Source organism: Pantoea coffeiphila (assembly GCF_016909495.1).
GTDB classification, from domain to species: Bacteria; Pseudomonadota; Gammaproteobacteria; order Enterobacterales; family Enterobacteriaceae; genus Erwinia; species Erwinia coffeiphila.
Genome location: NZ_JAFBFW010000005.1, coordinates 195,563 through 222,231 on the forward strand (window position 1 = coordinate 195,563; position 26,669 = coordinate 222,231).

28 protein-coding genes and 1 pseudogene are annotated in these 26,669 nt (G+C 55.6%); 14 read left to right on the plus strand and 15 right to left on the minus strand.

Annotation, left to right across the window (positions count from 1 at the left end; all coding sequences use genetic code 11):
• Window positions 1–178 precede the first annotated feature (178 nt).
• Genes JOE09_RS17215 through JOE09_RS17225 form a run of 3 tightly spaced genes read left to right on the plus strand, consistent with a single transcriptional unit; the run spans window position 179 to window position 2,768 of the window.
• Window positions 179–964 carry an ABC transporter substrate-binding protein gene (locus JOE09_RS17215; RefSeq protein WP_205066605.1) on the plus strand — a complete coding sequence of 262 codons (786 nt, stop codon included), beginning with the start codon at window positions 179–181 and terminating at the stop codon, window positions 962–964.
• Window positions 965–968: 4 nt separating this feature from the next.
• Window positions 969–1,943, plus strand: coding sequence for an SIS domain-containing protein (locus JOE09_RS17220; protein WP_205066606.1), 975 nt, complete (start codon window positions 969–971; stop codon window positions 1,941–1,943).
• Window positions 1,944–1,955: 12 nt separating this feature from the next.
• Window positions 1,956–2,768 carry a PfkB family carbohydrate kinase gene (locus JOE09_RS17225; protein ID WP_205066607.1) on the plus strand — a complete coding sequence of 271 codons (813 nt, stop codon included), beginning with the start codon at window positions 1,956–1,958 and terminating at the stop codon, window positions 2,766–2,768.
• 413 nt (window positions 2,769–3,181) lie between these two features.
• Here JOE09_RS17225 and sorE read toward each other — a convergent pair whose 3' ends face one another.
• The 8 genes from sorE to JOE09_RS17265 all read right to left on the minus strand — a co-directional run bounded on the left by sorE (window position 3,182) and on the right by JOE09_RS17265 (window position 10,135).
• Window positions 3,182–4,411 carry an L-sorbose 1-phosphate reductase gene (gene sorE / locus JOE09_RS17230; protein ID WP_105593029.1) on the minus strand — a complete coding sequence of 410 codons (1,230 nt, stop codon included), beginning with the start codon at window positions 4,409–4,411 and terminating at the stop codon, window positions 3,182–3,184.
• Between the two features lie 49 nt (window positions 4,412–4,460).
• On the minus strand, window positions 4,461–5,285 hold the full coding sequence (locus tag JOE09_RS17235) for a PTS system mannose/fructose/sorbose family transporter subunit IID (RefSeq protein ID WP_200562398.1): 825 nt from the start codon (window positions 5,283–5,285) through the stop codon (window positions 4,461–4,463).
• An 11-nt stretch (window positions 5,286–5,296) separates the two neighbouring features.
• Window positions 5,297–6,094, minus strand: coding sequence for a PTS mannose/fructose/sorbose transporter subunit IIC (locus tag JOE09_RS17240; RefSeq protein WP_200547122.1), 798 nt, complete (start codon window positions 6,092–6,094; stop codon window positions 5,297–5,299).
• Between the two features lie 65 nt (window positions 6,095–6,159).
• Window positions 6,160–6,654, minus strand: a complete 495-nt coding sequence (locus JOE09_RS17245) for a PTS sugar transporter subunit IIB (protein ID WP_105593031.1) — start codon at window positions 6,652–6,654, stop codon at window positions 6,160–6,162.
• Entirely contained in the window at window positions 6,654–7,061 is a 408-nt protein-coding gene (locus JOE09_RS17250; protein ID WP_200547124.1) for a mannose/fructose/sorbose PTS transporter subunit IIA, read from the minus strand. The genes JOE09_RS17245 and JOE09_RS17250 overlap by 1 nt, the downstream gene beginning before the upstream one ends.
• A gap of 10 nt (window positions 7,062–7,071) precedes the next feature.
• Window positions 7,072–7,875 carry an SDR family oxidoreductase gene (locus JOE09_RS17255; protein WP_205066608.1) on the minus strand — a complete coding sequence of 268 codons (804 nt, stop codon included), beginning with the start codon at window positions 7,873–7,875 and terminating at the stop codon, window positions 7,072–7,074.
• A gap of 70 nt (window positions 7,876–7,945) precedes the next feature.
• Window positions 7,946–8,893: a sugar-binding transcriptional regulator gene (locus tag JOE09_RS17260; protein ID WP_205066798.1), complete on the minus strand. Its 948-nt coding sequence runs from the start codon at window positions 8,891–8,893 to the stop codon at window positions 7,946–7,948.
• A 321-nt stretch (window positions 8,894–9,214) separates the two neighbouring features.
• Entirely contained in the window at window positions 9,215–10,135 is a 921-nt protein-coding gene (locus JOE09_RS17265) for a LysR substrate-binding domain-containing protein (protein ID WP_105593034.1), read from the minus strand.
• A 226-nt stretch (window positions 10,136–10,361) separates the two neighbouring features.
• On the opposite strand from JOE09_RS17265, the gene JOE09_RS17270 reads away from it, so the two are divergent.
• From JOE09_RS17270 to JOE09_RS17295, 6 genes are all read left to right on the plus strand, one after another.
• Window positions 10,362–10,853, plus strand: coding sequence for an L-2-amino-thiazoline-4-carboxylic acid hydrolase (locus JOE09_RS17270; RefSeq protein ID WP_205066609.1), 492 nt, complete (start codon window positions 10,362–10,364; stop codon window positions 10,851–10,853).
• Window positions 10,850–12,088, plus strand: a complete 1,239-nt coding sequence (locus tag JOE09_RS17275) for a Zn-dependent hydrolase (RefSeq protein WP_205066610.1) — start codon at window positions 10,850–10,852, stop codon at window positions 12,086–12,088. The genes JOE09_RS17270 and JOE09_RS17275 overlap by 4 nt, the downstream gene beginning before the upstream one ends.
• 176 nt (window positions 12,089–12,264) lie before the next feature.
• Entirely contained in the window at window positions 12,265–13,032 is a 768-nt protein-coding gene (locus JOE09_RS17280; RefSeq protein WP_205066611.1) for a maleate cis-trans isomerase family protein, read from the plus strand.
• 14 nt (window positions 13,033–13,046) lie between these two features.
• Complete coding sequence (locus tag JOE09_RS17285; protein WP_205066612.1) at window positions 13,047–14,006, plus strand: ABC transporter substrate-binding protein; 960 nt, start codon at window positions 13,047–13,049, stop codon at window positions 14,004–14,006.
• A 13-nt stretch (window positions 14,007–14,019) separates the two neighbouring features.
• Complete coding sequence (locus tag JOE09_RS17290) at window positions 14,020–14,823, plus strand: ABC transporter permease (protein WP_205066613.1); 804 nt, start codon at window positions 14,020–14,022, stop codon at window positions 14,821–14,823.
• Window positions 14,820–15,590 (plus strand): ABC transporter ATP-binding protein, encoded by a 771-nt coding sequence (locus tag JOE09_RS17295; protein ID WP_205066614.1) that lies wholly within the window; start codon window positions 14,820–14,822, stop codon window positions 15,588–15,590. Before JOE09_RS17290 ends, JOE09_RS17295 begins: the two co-directional genes overlap by 4 nt.
• A gap of 28 nt (window positions 15,591–15,618) precedes the next feature.
• Here the strand turns inward: JOE09_RS17295 and JOE09_RS17300 are convergent, their stop codons facing one another.
• Both JOE09_RS17300 and JOE09_RS17305 read right to left on the minus strand, forming a co-directional pair.
• Window positions 15,619–16,047: a DUF4186 domain-containing protein gene (locus tag JOE09_RS17300; protein WP_205066615.1), complete on the minus strand. Its 429-nt coding sequence runs from the start codon at window positions 16,045–16,047 to the stop codon at window positions 15,619–15,621.
• A gap of 40 nt (window positions 16,048–16,087) precedes the next feature.
• Window positions 16,088–17,002, minus strand: a complete 915-nt coding sequence (locus JOE09_RS17305; RefSeq protein ID WP_200562381.1) for a LysR family transcriptional regulator — start codon at window positions 17,000–17,002, stop codon at window positions 16,088–16,090.
• Between the two features lie 196 nt (window positions 17,003–17,198).
• On the opposite strand from JOE09_RS17305, the pseudogene JOE09_RS17315 reads away from it, so the two are divergent.
• Both JOE09_RS17315 and JOE09_RS17320 read left to right on the plus strand, forming a co-directional pair.
• A pseudogene (locus tag JOE09_RS17315) lies at window positions 17,199–18,379 on the plus strand (nucleobase:cation symporter-2 family protein).
• On the plus strand, window positions 18,376–18,852 hold the full coding sequence (locus JOE09_RS17320) for a nucleoside deaminase (RefSeq protein ID WP_105593044.1): 477 nt from the start codon (window positions 18,376–18,378) through the stop codon (window positions 18,850–18,852). The pseudogene JOE09_RS17315 and the gene JOE09_RS17320 overlap by 4 nt, the downstream one beginning before the upstream one ends.
• A gap of 22 nt (window positions 18,853–18,874) precedes the next feature.
• Here the strand turns inward: JOE09_RS17320 and rsxA are convergent, their stop codons facing one another.
• Window positions 18,875–19,456, minus strand: coding sequence for an electron transport complex subunit RsxA (rsxA, locus tag JOE09_RS17325; protein ID WP_105593045.1), 582 nt, complete (start codon window positions 19,454–19,456; stop codon window positions 18,875–18,877).
• A 289-nt stretch (window positions 19,457–19,745) separates the two neighbouring features.
• On the opposite strand from rsxA, the gene JOE09_RS17330 reads away from it, so the two are divergent.
• Together JOE09_RS17330 and JOE09_RS17335 are read left to right on the plus strand one after the other, a co-directional pair.
• On the plus strand, window positions 19,746–20,333 hold the full coding sequence (locus JOE09_RS17330) for an LOG family protein (RefSeq protein WP_205066618.1): 588 nt from the start codon (window positions 19,746–19,748) through the stop codon (window positions 20,331–20,333).
• On the plus strand, window positions 20,326–20,736 hold the full coding sequence (locus tag JOE09_RS17335) for an NUDIX hydrolase (protein WP_205066619.1): 411 nt from the start codon (window positions 20,326–20,328) through the stop codon (window positions 20,734–20,736). The genes JOE09_RS17330 and JOE09_RS17335 overlap by 8 nt, the downstream gene beginning before the upstream one ends.
• A 194-nt stretch (window positions 20,737–20,930) precedes the next feature.
• Here JOE09_RS17335 and JOE09_RS17340 read toward each other — a convergent pair whose 3' ends face one another.
• The 4 genes from JOE09_RS17340 to JOE09_RS17355 are packed head-to-tail and all read right to left on the minus strand — an operon-like array spanning window position 20,931 to window position 24,794.
• Window positions 20,931–21,872: a sugar phosphate isomerase/epimerase family protein gene (locus JOE09_RS17340; RefSeq protein ID WP_105593048.1), complete on the minus strand. Its 942-nt coding sequence runs from the start codon at window positions 21,870–21,872 to the stop codon at window positions 20,931–20,933.
• Between the two features lie 21 nt (window positions 21,873–21,893).
• Window positions 21,894–22,322, minus strand: a complete 429-nt coding sequence (locus JOE09_RS17345) for a PTS mannitol transporter subunit IIA (protein ID WP_205066620.1) — start codon at window positions 22,320–22,322, stop codon at window positions 21,894–21,896.
• A 24-nt stretch (window positions 22,323–22,346) separates the two neighbouring features.
• Window positions 22,347–23,360 carry a Gfo/Idh/MocA family protein gene (locus JOE09_RS17350; protein WP_105593050.1) on the minus strand — a complete coding sequence of 338 codons (1,014 nt, stop codon included), beginning with the start codon at window positions 23,358–23,360 and terminating at the stop codon, window positions 22,347–22,349.
• A gap of 24 nt (window positions 23,361–23,384) precedes the next feature.
• Window positions 23,385–24,794: a sugar porter family MFS transporter gene (locus tag JOE09_RS17355; protein ID WP_205066621.1), complete on the minus strand. Its 1,410-nt coding sequence runs from the start codon at window positions 24,792–24,794 to the stop codon at window positions 23,385–23,387.
• Between the two features lie 834 nt (window positions 24,795–25,628).
• On the opposite strand from JOE09_RS17355, the gene JOE09_RS17360 reads away from it, so the two are divergent.
• On the plus strand, window positions 25,629–26,498 hold the full coding sequence (locus JOE09_RS17360; protein WP_205066622.1) for a helix-turn-helix transcriptional regulator: 870 nt from the start codon (window positions 25,629–25,631) through the stop codon (window positions 26,496–26,498).
• Window positions 26,499–26,669: the final 171 nt, after the last annotated feature.

Here is a 26,669-nt window from a genome sequence, read left to right on the forward strand (position 1 = left end):
ATTGTTTTAGTGAACTAAATGTGTTTATTTGAAGCGATAAGTTGCACAAATAATAACATACCATCCGGATTTTTTTGGTATTTAATCAACAATAATTGTTGCTATATAAAGCACTAAAAGCGTATATCAATACTCATGGTATGTTTTTTGGTATAAATGCAACACCAGGGGAACAGCTATGAGAATAAAAACAACTATCGCAGTACTGGCAGCCGCTCTCGTTCTGTCAGCAAGCGTCCACTCGGCAACGGCTGCGGATCAGATCCGTTTCGGCATCGATCCCACCTTCCCGCCGTTTGAATCGAAAAACGCCAGCGGTCAGCTGGTTGGCTTCGATATCGATCTCGGCAATGCCATCTGTGCGGAGATGAAAGTGGAATGCACCTGGGTTCAGAACAGCTTTGACGGGCTGATCCCGGCGCTACAGGCCAAGAAATTTGATGCGATTCTCTCGTCCTTATCGATCACCGAAGAGCGTAAGAAAGCGATCGCTTTCAGCAACAAGCTGTTCAACACGCCGGCATTCCTGATCGCTGCGAAGAACAGCTCGCTGCATCCCACGGCGGAATCGCTGAAGGGAAAGCGTATTGGCGTGCAGCAGGGATCGGTGTTTGAAACCTACGCCAATCAATACTGGCGTAGTGCGGGCGTGGAAGTCATTACCTATCCGGATGCGGAATCGGTGTATGCCGACCTGATCAACGGTCGCCTTGACGGCACGCTGGACGACGCGGTGGTGATTACCGAAGCGCTGCTCAGCAAGCCACAGGGGCAAAGCTTCACGCTTATCCAGCCGCAGGTCAAAGACGATACGATCTTCGGGCCCGGCACCGGTATCGGTCTGCGCCTGAAGGATCAGGTTCTGCTGGCCCGTTTTAACCAAGCTATCGATACCATCCGCGCTAACGGAACTTACGATCGTTTAGCGAAAAAATACTTTAATTTCAACATCTACGGTGAGTAACGCCATGCAGACCCAAACCATTATCGCCTCCCTGATGAGCAGCCATTTCCAGACAACTCCGCTGCGTCAGATTTTCCTGGTGGCCTGCGGTGGCTCGCTGGTGGATATGTATCCCTCTCACTATTTCCTCAGCGAGCAGAGCGACATCCTGCGTTCGTGGATGATGACCGCCAATGAGTTCGCTTACGCCACGCCGAAAGCGCTGGGGGCATCATCGCTGGTTATCGTCTGCTCGCACGGCGGTAACACGCCGGAATCCGTCGCGGCGGCGAAGCTGGCGAAAGCGCGCGGTGCGGCAACGGTAACGCTGACTCACAATGCGGAAGCGCAGCTGTTGCAGTGGGCCGATCATAACCTGCTGTACCAGTGGGGAGATGACACGCCGGTGACCGATAATCCAATGGCGCTGATCCTCAGTCTGTGTGTCGATGTGCTGCGCCAGGTGGAGGATTATGCCGGATGGCAGGATTTCCAGCAGGGCTTCACGCAGATCGATGCGGTGATCCGCCAGGGCCGGACGCAGGTAGCCGATCGCTGTACGGATTTTGCGGAACGTTATCAGCATGATTCCCTGTTTTACGTGCTTTCCAGCGGTGCGTCTTACGGCCATGCCTATGGCTTTGCCATCTGCTCGCTGATGGAGATGCAGCGTGTTGATGCTGCCTCCATCCACAGCGGCGAGTTTTTCCACGGCCCGTTTGAAGTCACCGACAATCACGTGCCGTTTATTCTGCTGATGAACGAAGGCCGTACGCGTGAACTCGACCAGCGCGCGCTGTCATTCCTGAACCGTTACAACGATAAAACCGTGGTAGTGGATGCCCGTGAGCTGGGCCTGAACGCGCTGCCCGCGTCGGTAGTGGACTACTTTAACCCGGTACTGTTTTACAGCATCATGTGCGACTACCGCGCGGCGCTGGCCGATATCCGTCAGCATCCGCTTTCAACCCGTCGCTACATGGGCGTCGTGGACTACTAAGGGCAGCGTAAGATGAAAGTGATTGGCGTGGGCGACAACGTTGTCGACAAATATGAGCACCGGCGCGTGCGTTACCCCGGCGGCAATGCGCTGAACTTCAGCGTCTATGCCGCGATGCTGGGGGCGGAGTCTGCCTATCTGGGGATTTTTGGTGATGATAATGCGGCGGAGCACGTGCAGCGTGCGCTGGCCGCGCGCAGTATTGATACACGCTACTGCCGCCAGGTGGCGGGGGAAAATGGCTATGCGCGTCTGACCATCCAACAGGGTGAGAGGGTGTTTCTTGATTCCAATCTTGGCGGCGTGCGGCAGACAGAATCGATGGCGTTTATTTTGCCGCATCGCGACTGGCTGCAGGATTTTTCGTTGATCCACACCAGCAGCTACAGCTATATCGATGAACAGCTGCCCGAGCTGGCGCAGCTCCCCGGCTGGCTGAGCTATGATTTCTCGGATGATTTCGTAACTGAACAGGCGCTGCCGCTCTGCCGCTGGCTGGACGCGGCATTTTTCTCCTGCGCGGATCGTTCACTTGAGGAAACGCGCGAACTGCTGGTTAAGGTGGTTGAAGCCGGGAGCCGATACGCGATCGCCACGCGCGGTGCTGAAGGTGCGCTGCTGTTCGACGGGAAAAACTGGTATCAGCAGGCACCGGAAGCGGTCATACCGATCGATACGCTCGGCGCGGGAGATGCATTTATCACCGCCTTTCTGCTGAGTTTCCGCCAGCAGGGGGATATTGCGGCAGCACTACACGCCGGAGCGCAGTTCGCGGCGAAAATCTGCCTGCTGGAAGGCGCTTTTGGTGACGGGGAAGCTTACTGAGGGTTCACCAGAAGAAAGCCGGAATTCATTTTTCAGGCAACACGAAAGTCCGAAAGCAGGCTGGTTGTGCTCCGAGTGAACAATCCGCAGCGCTGAACGTAGAGAGGAAGCCAGGATTCGCCCACAGGGAAGTGGGCGAAAGGCACAGCCGCGCAGGACGCGCGTCTGGGCCGGTCCGACAGGCTGACGATCGAAGTGAAGGCACCGCGCAGCGGCGCGAGGACCGTCCGACCGGGGGCACAACCAGCCAGCGCCAGCTCCAGACTTTGCAAACGACCCGGCGCAAGTGCCAATCAGGGCCGGTCCGACAGGCTGACGATCGAAGTGAAGGCACCGCGCAAGCGGCGCGAGGACGCCCGATCGGGGGCACAACCAGCCAGCTTAATCACCTGGCTGGCCCGAAGCTGCAACCATCACCCCACATTAATATCCTCAGCGTGCGCCAGCAAATACTGCTCCGCCTCGCCGGACCAGATCCCATGATGCCGCTCCAGAATCGCCGCCAGCTCAGGATCGGCAATCTTACCCAGCGGCGTCAGCGGCAGTGATTTACCTGTGTACACCAGCTTTTTCCCACCGCCCACCGCAGGCAGATCCAGCGTCGTTTCCCCGGCCGCATTCAGCCCAAGAATATGAGTGACGATCTTCGCCGCATTGACTTTCTTCGCCTGCATCAGCTCAACGGCGGCACGCATATCATCGGTGTTGCCGCCGGAAGTACCGACGTAGTGGGTAAAGGCATAGTGGACATCGTAGAAGTTCACCGGCGCGCTGAAGGCCTTATCCTGCGGACCGGCGAAGAAGTTAACGCAGCCGTCCGGGGCCAGCAGTGAAGAGGAGAGGGTCAGCAGATGCTCCTTCGGAACGAAAACGAAAATATCATCGAAGCCCTTGCCGTCGGTCAGCGCCATCAGCGTATCGTAGTCGGCTTCATTACCGTCGATATAGTGCAGTTCGGTCTGCGGCTCTGAATGATAGTGCTGGCGCGCATAGCTCATCTTCGGCTTGTTGGTATCGGTAACGACCAGCAGCGACGGGTTGATCGGGCCGTGCAGGGCATAGTCGATGGCCAGCAGCCCCATCGGGCCGGTACCGCCGAGGATCAGCGTGCGCCCCTGCGGGCGAATACCCATCACGTGGTTATAAGTGCCTTCCTGCAGGTGATAGTTGGCGTTAAACGCGCCGATCACGCAGGAAAGCGGCTCGACCATCGATCCTTCAAACCAGGTATCGCCCTCCCAGGAGAGCAGACAATCCTGCTCCATCACCTCGTTGGGGATCACCACGTGAGTCGCGCCACCGCCGATCCACGGGAACGAGTAGCCCGGGCAGTCGGGGCGATCCGGTAGTTGCAGGTTGGCCTGGATCACGTAGCGCTGCCCGGCGTGGAATTTATGCTGCCACTTCTTGCCGACTGCGAGGATCTCGCCGCAGAACTCGTGGCCGATAATGATCGGATTGGTTGCCACGTCGTCCGGCACCTTTTTGTGGTCCGCGCCAAGATTGGCCTCTTTCCAGGAAGAGAGGCACAGACTGTCGGTCACCACGCGTGCCAGAATTTCATCGTCCTGCATCTCCGGTAGCTCGAAAGTTTCCAGGCGCAGATCGCGTTTGCCGTACAGGCGTAAAGCTGTTGTTTTCATAAACCACCTCATTGTTTAGTATGCCCCGCCAGCGATGCGGGGCGGAAAATCAGGACAGGAAGCCCAGCGCGTTGCCGACAATTCCTAAGCCAAACAGGGCGAAGATCAGCCACACCGGGTTAATTTTTTTGTTGAGAAGGCGCACCATCAGCAGCGTCAGGCCCAGCGCCAGCAGGCCGGGGCAGAGCTGATCGAGGATGTTCTGTACGGTAGTCGTCACCGTGCTGCCATCCGGGCCGGGCGTTTGGGAAACGATCACCGGCACGCTGATGCTGGTCCATTTGGTCACCAGCACCCCCATCACAAACAGGCCGAGGATCGATGCTCCTTCGGTCAGTTTTTGCAGCAGGTTACCGCCCATATCGCTGACGATGTTGACCCCTTTACGGAAGCCCCAGGTCAGGCCGTACCACTTCAGTGCCAGGCGCACCGCATTGAAAATAAAGAAGAACAGTAGCGGGCCGAGGATATTGCCGGACAGCGCCAGTGAGGCACCCAACGCGGCGGTGATCGGGCGCAGCGTGCCCCACACCAGCGGGTCGCCGACCCCGGCCAGCGGTCCCATCAATCCCACTTTGATACCGTTAATTGCACCGTCATCAATATCCGCGCCGTTGGCGCGTGCTTCTTCCATCGCCACCGTCACGCCAATCACCGGGCCACAAACCGCAGGCGTGGTATTAAAGAACACCAGATGCCGCTTCAGCGCCGCGACCTGATCTTCCTTCAGCGGGTACAGGCGCTTGATGGCGGGAACCATGTCGTAGCAAAAGCCCAGCCCGTGAATACGTTCGAAGTTGAATGACGCCTGCTGCAGGTTCGAGCGCAGAAACATTTTAATCAGGTCGCCCTGGGTGATTTTTCTCTGTTCCATTGTGTTCACCATCAGTCATCAAGCTGGTCGAGGGAGGAGGAAGATGTGGTGGAAGCCTGAGGTTCTGCCTTGCGCCACTGCGGATTAAGCTGGATATAGATCAGCGCGATAATCACACCGACGCCGCCGAAGGCCAGCAGGCTGAAATTGAGGTAGCCGCCCGCGAGGAAGCCGAGGAAGAAGAAGGGCATCAGGTACTTCACGCCCATCATGCGCAGCACCATGGCGTAGCCGACCACCACGATAAAGCCTCCGGCGATTTGCAGGCCGCGGGTAACGAATTCCGGGATGGCGTTCAGCATATTGCTGACCATATCGGCGCTGACAAACATCGAAACAATCAGTGCCGGAACGGCCACGCGCAGCGCCTGAACGCCTAGCGCGGAAACGTGCAGCAGATCGATGGTGCCAAACTTCGCTTCCTCCGCGGCTTTATCCGCCGCGTGCTGGAACACCACGGTAATGGTGCGGGCGAGCACCGTCAGCACCTGGCCCGCCGCCGCGACCGGCAGCGCAATAGCAATACCGGTGGCGATGCTTTGGTGACCGACAATCACCAGAATGGCGGAGATGATGCTGGCCAGCGCGGAGTCCGGCGACTGCGCCGCGCCAACATTCATCCAGCCCAGGGCAATAAGCTCCAGCGTGCCGCCGAGCATAATCCCGGTTTTTAAATCCCCGAGAATTAAACCAATAACGGTACAGGCAATTAACGGACGGTGGGTCTGGAATTCATCCAGCACGCTGCCCATTCCGGCAATACAGGAAAAAATAAAAATAGCGATTATTTGTAGGGTACTTATTTCCATCGTTTTCACCATTGAAATATGACGGTACCTGCCTGTCACGGCATAAATACAGGCGCTGTTGTTTTTTATTCTGTGGCAGCGTGTTCTTTAATCTTGTCGAGGATATTTACCGATGGATCGGACGCCACCACGCGTAAATCCAGTTTTACACCCAGCTTATCCAGTTCGGTGAAAGCCTGAATATCCTGCTCATCCAGAGAAACCGCTTTGGTTAACTGTTTTTTCCCCGGTCGCCATGCCATACCGCCAATATTCAGTGTGGCAATTTTCACGCCCTGTTTAACCATCGCCAGCGCATCCTGCGGATTGGTAAATAAATAGAAGACGGTTTCATTCTGATATTGTGGGTTGTGATAAACCGCGACGGCCTTTTCAATATTCACCACGTTCACTTTCATGCCCGGCGGCGCGGCCTGGCGCAGCAGCGTGCGGCGGACCTCATCGTTAAATACGTCATCATTGCAGATAATAATGCGCTGGGCGTTAGCCACTTTCGACCAGACGGTGGTGACCTGGCCGTGGATCAGGCGGTCATCAATACGGGCGAGCGTAATGTTCATTACAAATCCTCCTCAACGGTTTCCGGTTGCTGCCAGACGACGCAGCACTGACTGGCTATCGCGGTCAGGTGCTCGCACAGGGCATCAACGTTCAGTGCATCCTGGTTATCCACCACCTCCAGCGCCAGCGGTAACGACAGGCCGCTGATGACCCTCAGTCGGGGATTGTGCATGGCCAGTGCTGCCGCCGCATTCCACGGGCTTCCGCACTGTAAATCCACGGCTATCAGCCACTCCTGTTCATTGTGAGCACTAACTAACTTTTCCAGTTTGGCCGTGATATCCCCGGCGTTTTCACCCGGGACAAACTCCACCGCCGTGGCGTTGACCTCGCCGTACACCATCCTCACGGAATCCAGTACGGCGCAGGCAAACTGGCCGTGGGCACAGAAAATAACGTTGACCATTTTTCTCTCCTTAACCGCGCGTTTTACCGCCAGCGATGTTAGTGGTCACTCCGGTTATATAGCTTGCACGCTCTGAAAGCAGGTAACAGGTGAAGTCCGCGACTTCGCTCAGGCGGCCAGAGCGGCCGATCGGGATGGCATTTTTGCTGTAGCCGTCGCGCAGCTGCTGCACGCTGATATTGCGCGTCCAGGCCAGCGCCTCTTCATATTCCGGGGTACGCAAACCGGTTTTCTCCAGAATGCCCGGCGCAACGCCCACTACGCGAATGCCGTGTTTGCCCAGCTCTTTTGCCCATGAGCGGGTAAAGCTGTTCAGCGCCGCCTTGGTTGCCGCATAGCAGCTCTGGCCTTCGGAACCTTCCAGCCCGCTTTCCGATGAGACATTAACGATCACCCCTTCGCGCTGTTTGACCATCTGCCGCGCGACCGCCTGCGACATTAAGAACACGCCTTTTTGATTGATATTGACCATTTTCTCAAAGGCCGCTTCATTCAGTTCATAACGGCCCGCCGGTGCCTTTTCATCGACTAATAAACGCGGGAAGTTGACCCCGGCGTTATTGACCAGGCCATCAATGCGGCCAAGTTTTTGAATGATATTTTCTACGCTTTGATTAACGTCAGTCGCGCTGGAAATATCGGTTGGCCAGAAATGATAATTCTCGCTATTATGATGTTTATCACCGCCGTGGATATCGGTCATCTGAACATTGGCACCCTGCGCCAGTAATTCATCGACGATTGATAAACCAATTCCCGATGCGCCACCGGTAACAATAATTACTTTCCCTTCCAGGTTTAACCATGTATTCATTTCATGCCCCTCGTTTTTTAGATAAAGGGATTCCCCGCAGAAAAATCTGCGTGAAATCACGTTGTTATTTTTACTTCAGTAACGACTCGGCGGTTTCTTTATTCGTTATCAGACCATTAATATATTTACCGTGCAGTGCGCCAAGAATGCCTGCGTATTTGGCTTCCCCCATTGCAATGCCGATGCGATAGCGCGCCTGTTTTAGTTTTTCCATTTTTATCGACAGCGTTTTTTCATTCATATTGGTTTCAACCATTTCGCCGTCGATATCGTAAAAGCGCGAACAGATATCGCCGACCACGCTGCGGGCGTTGAGATCGTCACTCTCTTCGCTGCCATAAAACGCGTGCCAGTTGGCGCCGTCGCGGATCGCCGGGGAGCCAATTCCCACCAGGGCGATGTCCAGATTGTCCCAGTAGGAGGAGATGGTTTTAAAATGCTCGGACTGCATAATGCCGTTGCGAATCAGCGTATTGTCCAGCAGCGCCGGGAAATCTGCCAGGTGAGACTCTGCTTTTAACTTCGCGGCGGCGTCGTAGGTCAGCGTATTCACGTGATAGCGGCTTTCCAGTTTCCCGGACGGGCCGCCGATAATCGGTACGCAAATCGTATGCCGGGACTGGCCGGCCTGCGGCAGATTGTCAACCAGCGCACGTAAGGCCCGGCCCCATGAAAAACCGACGATATCGCCCGGTTCCAGCAGTCTGTCTACCAGCTGCGCGCCGTGCTGGCCGATGATGTTCAGCTGGTCGTCCTCCAGCTGTGATTCACAGGAAGCGACCACCACCTCTTTCAGGCCGAATTTCTGTTTGAGCTGCTGTTCCAGCCACAGGTTTTCGTTGCAGTCGTAGTTGATGGCAATCGTCACGATGCCCCGATCGCGGCCGCGTTTCAGCAGGCGGCTAATCGTGGTGCGGTAGATCCCCAGTTCGCGGGCAATTTGTGCCTGCGTCATATCCTGCTCGTAATAGAGCTGGGCGATTTTTACAATCAGGCGGATATCGTCGCTGGTTTCCATCGTCATCCTCGGGTTTCTGCACATTTGTGCAAATCACGTTTTCGCTGTCCTGATCTGATATAACCCGATCGATGAACGACTTAAAAGTAATATTCACGTGTTTCAGGCCGGTTTTACGGAGCTTTGTCTTGCACATTTGTTTAATGATTGGGTGTTTTCCGGCACGTTTGTGCAGCTGGTTCTAATTAATTGATTATGCTGTTTTTTGCTGGGCAAGTTTGCACGAGGTGGGAGTGGGCACTTTTGTGAAGAAAGGTGTAATGGATCACAAAATGATTGCGTGGCCGGTGGCGGTTGGAAACGCCGCCACCGGCGTGCGGTTCACAGACGGTTTGCTTCTTCGCGCAGCCACTGCTGCAACGCTTTGCCTTCTTCGCTCAGTTCCACTCCCTGCCGCACGCAGAGATAGTAGTCGCGGCCGTCGTCGCTGGCGTGGTCGAACAGCTTAACCAGTTCGCCCGACTGCAGATAAGGGGCGATCATCGGCTCGCGCATCAGCGCGCAGCCCAGCCCGGCCCGTACTGCGGCCAGCGTCAGCAGCCCGTCCTCAAACAGCGCGCCATCGCGGCGAAAGCGCCTGACGTTTTGTTCGGTGAACCACTGCTGCCACGACGATCGCTCCTCGTCGTGTACCAGTCGGCTCTGCGCCAGAATCTCCGGGGTATCAATGTAGCCGTGCACGCGCAGGAAGTCGCGGCTGGCGACCGGGATCATCCTGCCTGGGATCAGCTTCTCCGCCTGATAGCCGGTCCACTGGCCGCTGCCGAAGCGAATCGACAGATCCGAGGCGTCACTGTGGTAGTTACGGTGGTTGGCATAAACCACGTGGATCTCGATCGACGAATGGGCGTTAGTGAAGCGCGGCAGCCGCGGAATAAACCAGCCCATACCGAACAGCGGGATCAGGCTGATAGTCACCTGCCGCGAGCGGTTCTGTTCCATCAGGTGCCCGGTTGCCTGGCGCAGCACGCTGAAGGCCGATCGGATCGAGCGGTAATATTCGCGGCCGGCGGCGCTGAGGATCAGCCGCCTCCCCTGGCGGTGGGTCAGCGGCTGCTGGAGAAACGTCTCCAGCACGCGCAGCTGGTGGCTGACCGCCGACGGCGAGATATCCAGCTCGTTCGCTGCGGCGCTCAGGCTGCCCAGCCGGGCGATCGCTTCAAATACGCGCACCGCCCGCAGCGGCGGATCGTCTGATAGTTCACCGCTCGCCGGAAAATCCGACTGTTCTGTTTTATTCATATGAATCAATAATTCTCAGTTTTAAGGTGGTTGGCGTTTTTATAAAACATAGTGAATTCAGCTAACTACCTCAAATCAATTTTACGATAAGTAAGAAGGATTCCGTATTTCACAATTTAACTCAGTTAACGGATCGTAGGCCCGCAACGCACTATTCCATACGACAACTGTGGATACCCGATTGGCGGCTACGCTTGTGTCGGGGGTAACTAACGGGAGAGGCACGATGAGCTGTAGTCAGAATCAGGAGCTGGGCATTCTTGCCCGCCGGAAAATTGAAGCGGAGATCATCAAACCGATCTATGACCTGCTGGTGCGCGATCTGGGCAAGGATCGTGCACAGGCGATCATTGGCGAGGCGATCGAAAACGCGGCGATCCAGGCCGGGCGCGAATTTGCCGCCCGGGAGCCGAAACGGGCCGATCTGCGCAGCTTCGTCGCTCTGCAATACCTGTGGGAGAAAGACAACGCGCTGGAGGTACGGGTGCTCGACGACGACGGCCAGCAGTACAACTATGACGTTACCCGCTGCCGTTACGCGGAGATGTATCACGAAATGGGGCTGGGTGAGATTGGTCACTTGCTCTCCTGCGCGCGCGACGACAAGTTTATCGTCGGCTATGCGCCTGACGTTGAGCTGATGCGGACCACTACCGTGATGTCGGGCGCGCCGCGCTGCGATTTTCGCTACCGGGTGAAACCGGACGGCGAACGATGAGCGCCGATCTGCGGGTTAACGGCGAGCGCCTGTGGCAGACGCTGCACACCTTTGCCACGTTCGGTGCCACCCCGGCGGGTGGAGTTACCCGGCTGGCGCTGAGCGCCGAGGACCGCCAGGGGCGCGATACGCTGCGCCACTGGGCTACTGAGGCGGGTTTTCACTGCGAGATTGACGAGATTGGCAATCAATTTATCCGCCGACCGGGCCGCAATCCGCAGCTGGCACCGGTAATGACAGGTTCACACGGCGACTCGCAGCCGCTGGGCGGCAATTACGACGGCATTTACGGCGTGCTGGCGGGGCTGGAGGTACTGCGCACCCTCAACGAGCGCGGTATTGAGACTGAACGCGATCTGCTGCTGGTGAACTGGACCAACGAGGAGGGCGCGCGCTTCACCCCGGCGATGCTGGCATCCGGCGTGTGGACCGGGGTGTTCTCCCGCGAGTACGCGCTGGCACGCCGCGACGGCGACGGCATCAGCGTGGATGAGGCGCTGCGGGCCATCGGCTATCGCGGTACGGCAGCGGCGCGGGCGATCCCGCTTCACGCCTGCTTCGAGCTGCACATTGAGCAGGGACCGATTCTGGAGGAGACCGGCACCGACGTGGGCATCGTGCGCGCGGCGATGGGCCAGCGCTGGTTTGAAATCACCCTGACCGGCTTTGCGGCGCATGCCGGAACCACACCGATGGACCTGCGACAGGATGCGCTGTGCGGCTTCGCCGAGGTGGCGCTGGCGGTAGAGCGCATCGGCAGGCAGTTCGCCGACGACGGCCGGGCGACGGTCGGCATGGCGCAGCTGACCCCCAATTCGCGCAACGTGGTGCCGGGCCGGGTGTTTTTCACCGTTGAGTTTCGCCATCCCGACGCCGACGCCCTCGATCGCATGGAGGCCGCGCTGCACGCTGCGCTGGCAACGCTCGGCGAGCGGCGGCTGACGGTCAGCGCCGGGAAAATATTTGACTACGCGCCGATCGCCTTTGATCAGGGCTGCGTTGCGCGCATTGAGCGTGCGGCCGGAGCGCTGGGGCTGACGCAGCGCAGCATGGTTTCCGGAGCGGGGCACGACGCGTGCTACCTCAGCCGGGTGGCTCCGACGGCGATGATCTTTATTCCCTGTGAAAAAGGCATCAGCCACAACGAGGCCGAGAACATCCTGCCAGCGTGGTCAACGAACGGCGCTGACCTGCTGCTGCACACGCTGCTGGCGGCGGCCAACGAGCCGGGCTGATCGTTCTGTTTTATTCATATATTGATGTTATTTCGCCTGATGTGATTAATGAGCTTGTTTATATTTTCATTAAAAACAACATGATAAGCGTTAATTAAAAAATAATAAGAAAGAATAACTGCGTATTTCCCTCTTCAATTCAATTATCGGATTGTAGGGGTATTACAGACGTTGAGATGAAAATAATGAACCAGTGGCAAACCTTTACAGCACAGAGTGACGACGGTCCGGCGCGGCACGCGGCAATTGGCCTGATCGTGCTGGACAGCGATGTGGTGATTGAACAGGAGGTGCGGCGCTTCCTGCCGGCCGACGGTGTCGGGCTGTTCGCTTCCCGCATCAGCATGGCACCGACGCTGTCGCCGGAGACGCTGGGCGCGCTGCGGGATGAGATCCCGGCGGTGGTCGCGCGGCTGGTCCCTAACGACCGGCTGGACGTTGTCGCCTTTGGCTGCACCTCGGCGTCTATGGTTCTGGGCAGCGCAGCGCTGGAACAGATTATCCGGGCGGCGCGCCCGCAGGTGGCGGTGACCGACCCGATCCGCGCGGCGCTGGCGGCGGTCTCAACGCTGGGGATTAACCGGCTGGCGGTGCTGACACCCTACGAACCGGCGCTGAATCAGCTGTTCGACGACTTCTGGCCGGCGAACGGGGGAGCGGCAGTCGTGGCGCGCGGCTGCTTCAGCAAGAATAGCGATCCGCAGATTTGCCGCGTTGCGCCGCAGGCCATCTGGCAGGCCGCACTGCAGCTGGTACGGCAGTCGGGTGCCGACGGCCTGTTTATCTCCTGCACCGCGATGCGCTGCTCCGACATTATTACCCGACTGGAAGCCGACCTCGGTATTCCGGTGATTACCAGTAACCAGGCACTGGCCTGGCATGCAATGCAGTTAGCTGATTGTCATCATAATTCAATACATTACGGCAAAATTTTCTCTTACTAACACCAGGGGCACTTATGAAAAAATCACTCGTACTGTTAGCGACGCTGCTGCTCGCTAACGTCTCTGCCTGGGCGCAGAGTACCACCATCAAGATCGGCGCGAATACCTTTGTCGGCTACGGCCTGCTGTATCTGGCGCAGGAAAAAGGCTATTTCAAACAGCAGGATCTCAACGTCGATCTGGTCAGCACCGAAGATAAGCCGTCAACCGCTGCCGCAGTGGTGCGCGGCGATCTCGACGGCTGGGTCAGCACCGTAGACACCTTCATCTTCTACGATGCCGAGAAGCTGGGCCTGAAGCAGGTGCTGGATATCAGCCAGTCGTACGGCGCCGAGGGGATTCTGGCAACCAAAGATATCACCGACGTTGCGCAGCTGAAGGGCCGCAAGATCGGCGTGGAGGAAGGGTCTCCGGCGTATTTCCTGCTGCTTAACGCGTTGAAAGACGCCGGGCTGAAGCCGTCGGATATTTCGGTGGTGAATATGAAAGGTTCCGATGCCGGTGCGGCGTTTATCGCCGGTCAGATCGACGTTGCCGCCACCTGGGACCCATGGCTGGCGCAGGCGAGCAAACGTGCCGGTGGCCATGTGCTGTACAGCACCAAACAGAAACCGGGCCTGATTGCCGATACGCTGGCGCTGCGTACCGACTTTATTGCTCAGCATCCGCAGGCGGTCACCGGCTTTATTAACGCCTACTTTGCTGCATACCAGTTCTGGCACAGCCATCCGCAGGAGAGTGAAGCCATTATCGCCAAAACGTCCGGCATCCCGCTGGAGGATGTGAAGAGCGGCCTGACGCTGCTGAAATTCGGCTCGCCGGAAATCAACAAAGCCTATTTTTTGCAGGATGATGGCATCGACAGCGTGATTAATAACGGTTCGGCGATTTATCAGCAGGCCGGTGCCATCGCCAAACCGGCGACGGCGGACAAGCTGGTTGACCGCAGCGCACTGCGCACCGTACTGAAATAACGGGCGGGCAGTAATGAATCCTCTGCAGCAACGCGCGTCGCGTCATCGCCGCGGGCGGCAATACCGCTACGGCCTGCTCGGCATTTTCATCCTGCTCGCGCTGTGGCAGGGGGTGTGGCTGGCGCAGCTGTTCCCGGCGATGTTCCTGCCGGGACCGCTGGCGGTCGCCGCCCGCGCGCAGCAGCTGTTTATCGACGGCAGTTTGAGCCGCGACCTCGGCGTCAGCATTCTGCGGGTGACCGCCGGCTTCCTGCTGGCGGTGCTGGCGGCGGTGCCGTTCGGCGTGCTGATGGGCGTGACCACGCGCGGCCGGTACCTGCTGGCCCCGCTGTTCTCGTTTATCCGCTATATGCCCGCCACCGCCTTTATTCCGCTGCTGGTGCTGTGGATGGGCATTGGTGAGGGACAGAAGCTGGCGGTGATTTTTATCGGCGCCTACTTCCATCTCACCCTGATGGTCGCGGGCTGCCTGCGCGAGGTGCCGAAAGAGTTTAAGGAGTCGGCGGCGATCCTCGGTGCCACGCGCGTCCAGCGCCTGCTGCGGGTGATCCTGCCCGCCGCACTCCCGGCAATATGGGAGAAGATGCGCATTACGCTGGGCTGGGCCTGGACCTACATTGTGGTGGCGGAGATGGTGGCGGCACAGAGCGGCATCGGCTTCGCCATCCTGCGCGCCTCCCGCTATATGGACATCACCACGCTGTTCGCCGGGGTGATTGCCATTGGCGTGGTCGGTATTATCAGCGACGCGCTGTTCGTGCTCGGTGGCCGGCTGCTGTTTCCCTATGTTCCTTCGGCACAGGAGGCCACGCGATGACCAGCGTTGTCGACGTTCGCCAGCTGGGGAAAACCTTCCCCCACGCTGGAAAAAACAGACAGGTGCTGCGGGATATTGACCTGCAGGTAGCGCAGGGCGAGATCGTGGCGCTGCTCGGCCCGTCGGGCTGCGGCAAGTCGACCCTGCTGCGGATTATTGCCGGGCTGGAACAGCATGATTCCGGCGAGCTGCGGCTGGCACCGGCGGTGAAGATCGGCATGGTGTTCCAGTCGTATTCCGTGTTTCCCTGGCTGAGCGTGGAGGATAACGTCGCCTTCGGCCTGACGCTGCAGGGCGCGACGAAAAAGGCCGCCCGGCAGGCGGCACGCGAGCTGCTGGAGAAAGTCGGGCTGGCCGGGCAGGCAAAGGCGTGGACCTCGGTACTTTCCGGCGGCATGAAGCAGCGGCTGGCGATTGCCCGCGCGCTGGCGGTGCGCCCGCAGCTGCTGCTGATGGACGAGCCATTCGGCGCGCTCGATGCTTTTACGCGTTTCGAGATGCAGCAGCTGTTGCTGCGGCTGTGGCAGGAGAGCGGGAAAACCGTGGTGTTTGTCACCCACGATATCGACGAAGCGATTCTGCTGGCCGACCGTATCGTAGTGCTGTCGCCGAACCCCGGCAGCGTAAACAGCATTATCCCGGTGGATCTGCCGCGCCCGCGTCACGATCTGACGGACCCAACGCTGCTGCAGCGGCAGGCGGCGCTGCGCAGTCACCTTTATCAACTGTTTTTCAGTATGCAGTGCCCGGTCGGGGCATCGCACTAAACTGCGCCGGTCAGGGAGGCCCGCGCCGCTACAGCAGATCCAACTGGCCGCCGTTCTCTTCTTGTTGCCTGCCTTTCTTTACTGCTTTTTCCGGTGGAGCGGGCCGCTGCATCTCATGGTTAATCCAGTGCAGAATTACCTCGCAGACCCACTGCTGCTGCTCTTCACTCATCGGTTGATGCGGCGGGATATCATGCCATTTACTCAGGCAGCCACGGCAGCAGGTGGCGGTGGCGTGCTGGGCGATAAACACCGGATGGCCGCGCATCGGCGTCTGTTTTCCTTCATTGGCCGGTTCTGCCGGTGCCAGTCGGGCACGGACAAACTCTGCGGTATGCTGCTCGACCAGCGCCCGGCCTTTCTCCTGGCAATAGCGATATTCCGCGCTGCCCAAATGAAAGCGCTGACGGAACGGGGAGCGGGCAAGCCGCTGGAAGAGGTGATCGAGAGTGTTCATAGCCGGGTCGTTTCAGGATTAATTCGTCGGATTGCCATGCTTATAAAGTTGTTCGGTTGCCACTGTTATCGTGCTCGAAAATTTTGTGCTGAATGATGCGATTTCGCAGCCAGTTAAGCGAATTGCCCACGTTCTTTTTCTTCGACCAGAGCAAATCGACGCCAACCACCCAGTCCGTATGAGGATATTCCTGCTGGCGCAGTTCGACAAGCGTACCTTCGCTAAGCTCTTTCTGAACAAACAGACGCGGCAGAGATGCCCACCCCAATCCCGCGATGGCAGCGGCAATCATGGCGTTATAACTTTCTACGCGCCAAAGCATCGGACTGCCAAGATATTCTGTAGTCGCAATATGCTGTTCCTGGAGGCCAAAAGTGATATGCCGCCAGCGATGCAGATCTGTAAATGAGACGGGGCTTTGATTCACCAGTGGGTGTGAGGCACTGACGACATGAACCATAATTAATTTTCCCAGTTGAATAAACTGGAGCCGATCGCTATCAATACGCCGGGAGAGGACAATTCCCGCATCAACTTCTCCACGGCTCACCAGGCCCGCAACATCGCCGTGATGGGGTTCTCGGATATGGATATCAACCTGGGGAAATGTCATAGCAAATTCATATAAAACAGGCGCAATTGTTGGGTAAGGTACTTCAATCGCCAGGGTGATGCAGGCCTCGGTCTGAATGTTGTAATCCGCCACCCTTTGTTCAAGGACGTTGCATTGTTCGAGTACGGTTTTTATATATTCCCGCAATACCGTTCCTTCCCCGGTTAATGTGACCTGGCGGGGAGAACGCTCAAATAAGCGGACATTAAATTCATCCTCAAGATTACTCATTGCCATGTTCACCGCTGACTGCGACCGCTTCATATTTCGCGCGGCGGCAGAAAATGAACCCGATCGGGCAACCTGCTCGAACACCATAAGCTGTTCCAATGAATACTTCATATTAGCCCCGAGATTTCAATAAAACTGAAAGCAGCTAACTAACTTATATCATGTTTACCCACATATAGTTGGCCATCTCTTTCCTTTGCGAGTTCATTAGGGGATTAACATGGCTAATGTTGTAGACAACCAGAGCACCGCTGACCCGCTGACAATAAAACGTATTGCGTCTCTGGGAATTCAGCATGTTTTAGTGATGTATGCCGGTACGGTTAGCGTACCGCTGATTCTGGCGGCCGTGCTGAAATTGAGCAGCAGTCAGACGATTACGTTGATCAACGCCTGCCTGCTGACTTCGGGTCTGGCAACGCTTTTGCAGGCAGTGGGTATTGGGCGTTTCGGCAGTCGTTTACCCTTAATCCAGGGATGCTCTTTTATCGTACTGGCTCCGATGATTATGATTGGGCAACAATACGGTATTGCTACTATCTTCGGATCGGTGATTGCCTGCGGCCTGTTTACTATGGTGGCTGCGCCCTTTTTTAGCCGCCTGGTGCGTTTTTTCCCGCCGCAGCGATATGGCTGGGAGGAGGGAACCCTGACGCCCCTGATTTTGCACAGCCGCAAAATTTGCTACTCGGTTTTTCCACCCTCGCTATCACTCTGTTGTTTTATTGCAATACCCGTGGAGTGATGCGCAACTTCAGTATCCTGTTCGGCCTGCTCATCGGCACTTTAATTGCCTGGCTGTGCAACATGACTCACTTCAGTACCGTAGCCGAGGCTCCCTGGGTCGGTTTTAGCCTGCCGTTTGCCTTTGGTAGCCCACAATTTTCTATCGCACCGATCGTGGTGCTGTGTCTGTCAATGCTGATAGTGATGACCGAGACGACGGGCAATATTTTGATGATAGATAAACTCATCGGGCAGCCAACGACGTCACGGCGTCTGGCCGATGCGATTCGTGCAGACGGACTGTCCACCATGCTTGGCGGTTGCCTGAATAGTTTTCCTTATAACGCCTTCTCACAAAATGCGGGCCTGCTGATGTTGACCAAAGTCACCAGCCGAAGCGTGCTAATGGCGGCTGGTCTTATCCTGGTGCTGATGGGGCTGTTTCCAAAACTCGGCGCGATTGTGGCGTTAATCCCGAATCCGGTACTCGGTGGGGTGGCTGTTTTAATGTTTGGCATGACCCTGGCGGCGGGTGTTCAGGAGTTGAAAAATGTTGATTTTGGCGATGAGAAAAACGTCCTGATTGTCTCCGTCTCTATTGCGATCGGCGTGCTGCCGGTGGCATTTCCTGCCCTTTTCCAGCACTTACCGGCGTCAATAAGGCTGTTTATGAGCAGTGGGATTTTTATCGGTGGATTCACCGCCGTGCTTCTCAATTCGTTACTTCATCGGCGCGCGCTTAAAACGGAGGTTTCACTGTGATTACCCCTGATGATATTCAGTTTCTCCGATTATCTAATGAGGTGGGCCGCCGGGCTATCGCATTGGGTCGACATCCCTTCGGTGCCGTGCTGGTTGCCCCTGATGGCAGCACCGTATTATTAACGCAGTGCAACATTGATACGGTTAATCACGCTGAATCGACGCTGGCCAGAATTGCTGCCAGCAACTACCCAGCGGAATATCTCTGGCGATGTACGCTTTATACGGCCGTCGAGCCCTGTTGTATGTGTGCTGGCACGATCTACTGGGCGAATATCGGTAAAGTGGTTTATGGCATGAGCGAGGATAAGCTGCTGGCCTGCACGGGTGGGCACCAGGAAAATCCAACGATGAGCATCCCGGCTTCCTATATCTTTAGACATGGGCAGAAAGACATTGTACTTCTCGGCCCGGTGGCAGAAGTCGAGGATGAAACGTTGTCCTTGCAGCGTGAATTCTGGCTGGCGCGGTAATCACAGCGAGCGGCTCGCGTTCTTACGCCTCCGCCAGCCCGATAAAGCCCATAAATGCCAGCGACATCAGACCGGCGGTAATCAGCGAAATAGGTGCGCCTTTGAAGGGGGCGGGCGTTTCAGCGTGTTCCAGTCGTTCACGAATCGCGGCAAACAGCACCATCACCAACGAGAAACCCACCGCCGCGCTGAAGCCGTAAAATGCGGCATGCAGGAATCCGTGCTGATGGTTGGTGCTCAGCAGAGGAACGGCGAGTACGGCACAGTTGGTGGTGATTAATGGCAGGAAAATACCCAACAGGCGGTAGAGCGCCGGGCTGGTTTTGCGGATCACCAGCTCGGTAAACTGCACGACCACCGCGCTGGCGGTAATGTAAACCAGTACCCGCAGATAGGTCAGCTCCAGCGGCACCAGGATCAGATGATTGGCGATCCATGACAGCACCGCCACCAGGGTCAGCACGAAGGTGGTCGCCAGCCCCATGCCGATGGCCATTTCCATCTTCTTTGATGAACCCATAAACGGGCAAAGCCCGAGAAATTTTACCAGCACAAAATTGTTAACCAGCACGGTGCCAATAAAAAGTAAAAAGTATTCCGCCACGGGCTCTTCCCCTGAGAAAAGGGGAAGTATCACCCAAACAGGAATCGTTCTCAATTGTCATCTTTGTAAAGTTAAGTACACCACAGCCTCAGATCGTTTGGGCTTCATTTTCTTCAGGCATCCTCGATTCTGACAGGATTGCAGAACCAAACGGACTAACGCTACGGGGCGCATCGGGATAAAAAAGCCACGTTTCGTGACCATTTCTGGCGGGGATAATCGCTCCCGCGTATCCTGTGAGCCAATGACAGTCGCCCTATTTGAACAGAACGATTCCGAAGGAAAAAAGATGAATTCAATCGGCATTTTTTGCGGTTCAGCTGAAGGATGTTCCCCAGAGTATATGAATGCAGCGCGCGCCACGGGCCAGCTGCTGGCGCAAAAGGATATTGCCGTAGTTTACGGCGGTGGCCGGGTGGGGCTGATGGGCGCGGTCGCGGATTCTGCCCTGCAGCACGGCGGACGCGTGACCGGGGTGATCCCTCATGCGCTGTTTGAGCGAGAAATTGGCCATACCGGGTTGACCGAGCTGGTGGTGGTGGAAAATATGCACCAGCGCAAGCAGCGGATGGCCGAGCTGTCCTCCGGGTTTATCGCGCTGCCCGGTGGGGCCGGTACGATGGAAGAGATCTTCGAACAGTGGACGTGGGCGCAGCTCGGTATGCATCAGAAACCCTGCGCATTCCTGGATGTGAACGGTTTCTACCAGCCGCTGAAAGCGATGATTGAGCGCATGGCCGCTGAAGGATTTATCAGGCAGAGCTATATCGATATGCTGCTGTTTTCCGACAGCCTGGTGGAAATTATCGACTACTTTAACGACTACACGCCGCCGGCAACCAAGTGGGCTTCGCCAGTAGGGAGCCAGCATGGTTGATAAGAAGAAGATCCATATCGCCGCTGCGGTGATCGTCGACGATGCCGGGCGTCTGCTGCTGGTGCGTAAACGTAACACGTCCTACTTTATGCAGCCGGGCGGTAAGCTGGATGCCGGAGAGTCGCCGGAATCCGCGCTGATCCGCGAACTTCAGGAAGAGCTTGATTTGGTGATTACGCCGGGCGATCTGACCCCGCTGGGGCAGTTTACTGACGTGGCCGCCAACGAGCCGGATCATCTGCTGGTGGCTGATATTTTCCGTATTCAAAACGTGAACGGAGAGCTGCAGCCTGCAGCGGAGATCGAAGAGGTGAAATGGGTATCTGCGGCAGAGTTCGACAGCGTGATGCTGGCACCGCTGACCGCGAAGCAGATTATCCCGCTGGTGTATGCTCCGGTCTGATAATTATCCGGCTGAAGGCTAAAAGATCAGGGCTGATAGCGGGTGACAGGGGATCGGTCTGAAGGTTGGCAGGTGGCATGAAAAAAGCGTGCAGACCGCGCCGAGTTTCCGATCTGTTGAGGGTAACGGCATCGCCGCAGCCATGTCGTTACCCCTATCAATTAGGCTTTGAAGCCTGAGCCGATAACGATGACTTAGCGGCTCAGCGTGGCGTTCAGCGCATCAATCGACGTCTGTAATCCCGCTTCCACGCTCATGGTCAGATCTTCCATCTCCAGCGACACATAGCCGTCGTAGCCGGTCATGCGCAGCACCGAGAAGAACTCCTTCCACCACAGCAGATCCTTGCCGCAGCCCACCGCCACATAGTTCCAGGTGCGGGTTTTGGTATTGGTCACCGGCTGATACTCCATCAGGCCGTCAACGTCCGCCAGGCCGCGCTCGATGCGGGCATCTTTACCGTGAACGTGGAAGATCGCGCCTTCCAGCTTGCGTGCCGCTGCGATCGGGTCCGCGCCCATAGCAATCAGATGCGAAGGATCGAGGTTCATACCGATCATCTCATCCACTTCGTTACGCAGGCGCAGCAGCGTGGACGGGTTGTACACCAGCTGGCACGGGAACTCTTCAATGGCGATCTTCTCGATCCCGTGCTGCTTCGCGTGCTGTACGAATTTTTTCCACCATGGGATCGCCACTTCATTCCACTGGTAGTCGATCACGCCAGGCATGTAATCAGGCCAGGAGATGGTGGAGGTGATCCAGTTCGGCACGCGATCTTCCGGTCCGCCGCCCGGCAGGCCGCTCATCATCACGATCTTTTTCACGCCCAGCTTGCCCGCCAGCTCAATCGCGCGGTAGCTGCTTTGAGTGTGCTTCTCGCCCAGTTCGCCGGGTGCCAGCGGGTTGCCGGAACAGTTCAGCGCCACAATTTCGATATCGCGTTTAGCCAGCTCTGCCTGGAACTGGCGCAGTTTTTCCGGCGAGCCCAGCAGCTCTTCGGTTTTCACGTGCGGGCACGGCGACCAGCCGCCAGCGGTCATTTCCACACCGGAAATGCCATAGCCTTTCACTTTATCCAGCATATCCGGGAAGGAAAGATCGGCCAGAACGTCGGTACATAATGCAAGTTTCATGGTACATCCTTAATAAATAGATTAATGCTGTTCAAACTGGTCAATAAATTCACGTTTGGTCTTAGCGCTGGCGAGGATTAATGTATTGGCATCATCCCCCAGCATATCGGCAATATCCGCCAGCACCTGGACGTGTTCATTTTTCGTTGCCGCCACGGCCACCATAATAAAGACCACCTGGCCCGCTCCCCAGCTCACGCCGTTCGGAAACTGGAAAATCAGGAAGCCGGTTTTTTTGACCAGATCGATATGTTCTTTGGCACAGTGTGGAAAGGAGATGCCCGCGCCGATCCAGGTCGAGACGTCTTTTTCCCGCTTCAGCATCGCCTCAAAAAAGCCGGGCTTAACGTAGCCCGCTTTTTCCAGCTCATTCGCAGCGATTTTAATTGCCTCGGTTTTATTCGCGGCCTGGCAATCCAGATAAATAACCTCTTCAGACAATTTCAACATGGCGTTCTCCTGACACTGACTGTGTTATGCCAAATAAAGAGCAGGGCACTCTGGAATAGTGACATCGTGTTTCTGGCCATCTTTCAGCGATGCCAGACCGGCATCACACACCAGCGCAACAACATAGCCATCCCACGATGACGGGCCGGTCATGGCGCTGCCGCGGGAAATATTGTCGACAAAGTTCTGCACTTCACGGTCGTAAGCGGTGGCGAAGCGCTCCATGCAGGACTGGGAAATATGGCGGCTGACCCCGTTGGGGGAGCGGGTGTAAGTCAGCGCCTGCTCGGTCAGGCCGCTGATGGCGTTCTCACCGATCACTTCACAGCGAATGTCGTAGCCGTAGTTGCAGTTAACGAACAGCTCGTCATCAATGCGCACGCCGGATTCCGTTTCGAAAATCACAATCAGCGGGTCCTGCAGATGCGGATACGCCCGGCTGGTTTTCTTACGCGGTTTATCTACGCGCACCGAGACGATATTTTCATTTAGCAGGTAGCGAATAATGTCGATTTCGTGGGTGGCCGAGTCGTTGACCGCCATTTCCAGCGTATAGCTTTCCGGGACCGACGGATTACGGTGCGCGCAGTGGATCAGCATGATCTCACCCAGCTCACCGCTGGCGATGGTCTGCTTCAGGGCCTGATAGCCCGGGTCGAAGCGGCGCATAAAGCCCAGCTGCAGCAGGCGCTTACCTGCAGCGACTTCAGCAGCGATGATTTCCTGCGATTCATCTGCGGTTGGCGTTAGCGGCTTCTCGCAGAATACCGGCTTGCCGGCTTTGAAGGCCGACAGGATCTGCGCTTTATGTACCGGGCCAATCGAGCAGATAAATATGGCATCAACCTGGTCTGAGTTAATCAGCTCGTCGGCATCATAAAACGCCGTGGCGTGATATTCGGCGGCAACGGCATCGGCGGCTGCACGGTTAATATCACAGACTGCGGTAACCTGCGCGCCGGTAATGACATTGTTAAAACGCTGAAGATGGTCGCGGCCGATCATACCCAGGCCAATTAAACCGATTTTTACCGTCATTTTATTTCCCTTTACATCTTTAAGTTAAAAACGAAACTTTTTCTCGATCTGTTCTAACGTCAGGCCGCGCGTTTCCGGCAGATATTTCACCAGCAGAACCAGCATGACGATATTCGTAGCAGCGAAGAAGCCGAAGGTCATTCCGCCGCCGTACTGGCTGAGCAGCACCGGGAAAATAAGCTGAATAATAAAGTCGAAGATCCACAGGCCGAATACCGCAAAGCCCATTCCCACCCCGCGCATCCGCAGCGGATAGATTTCTGCCAGCATCAGCCAGAACACCGGGGCAATCCAACCCTGCATAAAGACCAGGAACACCAGCATTAAGCCGAGAATGATGTAGCTGGCGCCGTCGAAATTCGCGTGCAGCGTGTCAACGCCGTTGAGGGTTTCGGTGTGGAAGAAAACCTTAAAGGACAGTCCGATTAATATCAGGCTGATGGTGACGCCCGCCTGGCCGGTAAAGAACATTTTGCGCCGCGAGTGTTTGCCGATTAAAACCATTCCCAGCAGCGTGGCCAGTACCGATACCACGCCGTTAGCTACTGCGCCGGTCACCGCGGCGGCATCGCCAAGCCCGGTCGACTTCAGCACCGTTGGTGCGTAATACATGATGGTATTAATTCCGGTCACGCGGGTGGCCAGGACGATCATCAGGCCGATTAACAGCAGCTGTACCACCCAGCGCTTTTTCAGCTCTTCGAACAGATTAAACTTCACCGCATCGGCTTTAATAACCTGTTGGATCTCTCTGATTTCACGCTCAACTTCTTCCGGAGCGCGAATGGTCTTTAATACGTTAATGGCTTTTTCGGTTTCGCCACGGCGCATAAAGAAGCGCGGCGATTCCGGCATCATTAACATGCCGATCCACAGCAGCGCGCCCGGCAATGCGGGGATGGCCAGCATGATGCGCCAGTTGTGGCCCATATCCGGATAAAGATTAACGATGGTGGCGTTGACGCTGTAGGCGAGGAACTGCCCGGTCACAATCATCAGTTCGTTAACCGTCACCAGCCGCTCACGCTGATCGGCGCGCGCCAGCTCGGAGATGTAAATCGGCACCGTCACCGAGGCACAGCCGACCGCCAGGCCGAGAATAAAGCGCGCCACGATCATCGATGGCACATCCCAGGCAAATGCGGTTCCCAGCGCGCCAAACATAAAGATGGCGGCTACCCATAGCAGATTTTTGCGACGTCCCTGTTTATCGGAGAAATAACCACCAAATAATGAACCCAGTGCCGCGCCGAATAACAGGAACGAGGTAATAAACCCTTCTTCCGCTGGCGTCAGATTTAAATCATATTTCATAAAAATTAATGCGCCGGAAATAACCCCGGTGTCATAGCCGAAACACAGACCGCCTATCGTCGAGACGATAGTAATCATTCGCATCCGTTTATTATTTTGCAGGTTTGTAATATTAGACATAACTGTTCCATCTGGTTATAAGGAAAACAGGAGCAAGCCGATATTATCGATTAGGTTATGATTAATTAAATTCCATAGCGAAATTAAGACGCTAAATATTCAGTCACCTTTTCCTGACTGTGAAGGACAGAGCAGAAATCCATTTTTTCACCGGGTTGTTACGTAGTGAAAGTGCTGTCGTTGAGGTTACGTTACATCAAAGTGAAAATAAAAAACCATGAGGGCGAAAAGATAAGATTTAAGAACGTGCCGGAGATCATAAAATGCGCATGATATTGCGCATTTTGAGTGACATTAATCACATTAACCATCGTCATGATTGACAAAGCAAGAATGAAGATGTGCTTAAAGTGAGTTTTTAACGTAGGTGAATATAAGGGGGCAAGCCTGATTGATGAGCCATCGCTTGCCGCATAAGCCGACTGTGGTAGAGGGGGGCTCAGCGGATCGCTCTGCTTTATAGCAGTAAAAAAATAAGGGATTAAATAAACATCGAAACATCTACCGTTTTGATGATTTTTAATTATTCCGGCATTTCAGCGGATAAATTTTAGTAAATTGGGTCTGTGCTTTTGCACTGCATGATTTTTCCCCACTGCCGTATTTGTATTAAAATTACTCAGTTCGGGTGCGGTTTCTGAGCGGATTAAAATGTGACGGCGATCATGTTTCCTTTTCTGCAAAATTAGCGATAGCAAATTTATACATTTCTGCCACTGGCGATTATTTTCAAAGCTTTTAAACTCAACAGGTTAAATAATCATAAAAAGCAAAAATGATGACTACTGCCGCAATCGATGATGTAAGAATAGCGGCACATTCACTGGAGACATCATGCAGATCTACTGCCTCAACCCACAGTCCTCTTCCCGCTTCTTTGAGCAGGGCACACGGCCAAAACTGGCGTTTGTCTGCAAGGCTGAAGGCATGGAGGCCGCCATTCCGCGCGTGATGCACCAGCATGATGACCGCTTCGAGCTGATGTTTATCGCTGAGGGCAGCGGCATTTACAACATTGACGGTCGCGGCTATCACGTGAAGCGCGGCGACATTCTGCTGTTTAACCACGGCATCCTGCATGATGAAAATCCCCATGCCTCAGACGATCTGCTGATTTTTAGCTGCGGAGTCGAACAGCTGAAGTTTGACGGGCTGCCGCTCAATTTTCTTACCGCCCGTTCGCAGGTTGCGGTCATGCCCAGCGGTGAGGCTTACGCCGAGATTTGCGGAATGTTCGGACAGATGTGGCAGCACGTTAGCAGCAGAAGCGTATACGGGGAAGAAATCAGCCAGGCATTGCTCTGCGCACTGTTACTGCTGTGCCGCAGTATCTGGGTTGCCAATAAGCAGGAAAAAGAAACCTCGGAATCCCTGCTGGGCCAGAGAATTAAAGATTACATCGACAGCCGCTATAAAAGTGATATTGCCCTTAAATCGATTACCGCTGCGCTAAATATGAACCAGTTTTATCTGGCACACGTATTCAAAGCCTATTCAGGCTATTCCCCTAAGCAGTATCAAACCCGGCGGAGAATAGGCGAAGCGCAGACGCTACTGCTCAGTACCGATTTAGGCGTAACGGAAGTCGCTAATGCGGTGGGCTATGACAACGTGAATAACTTCCACCGCATCTTTCATAATCTTGTTGGCATACCGCCGGCCCGCTATAAAAAATTCTGGCTGACGGGGCAGATAAAGTCCTGATGTTTATCCTTCATCTGGAAAGTAAATTAAATAATTCTCATATGGCTTGAATATTCTGTCAATTTAATTTGCATTTTCTCCTGTGGCTCCAATAGTATTGTCGCCCGACATATTATTTTACGGTTTGCAGTATTTTGAACAGGCACCTTAATACGATCGTAGCTTGCTTTC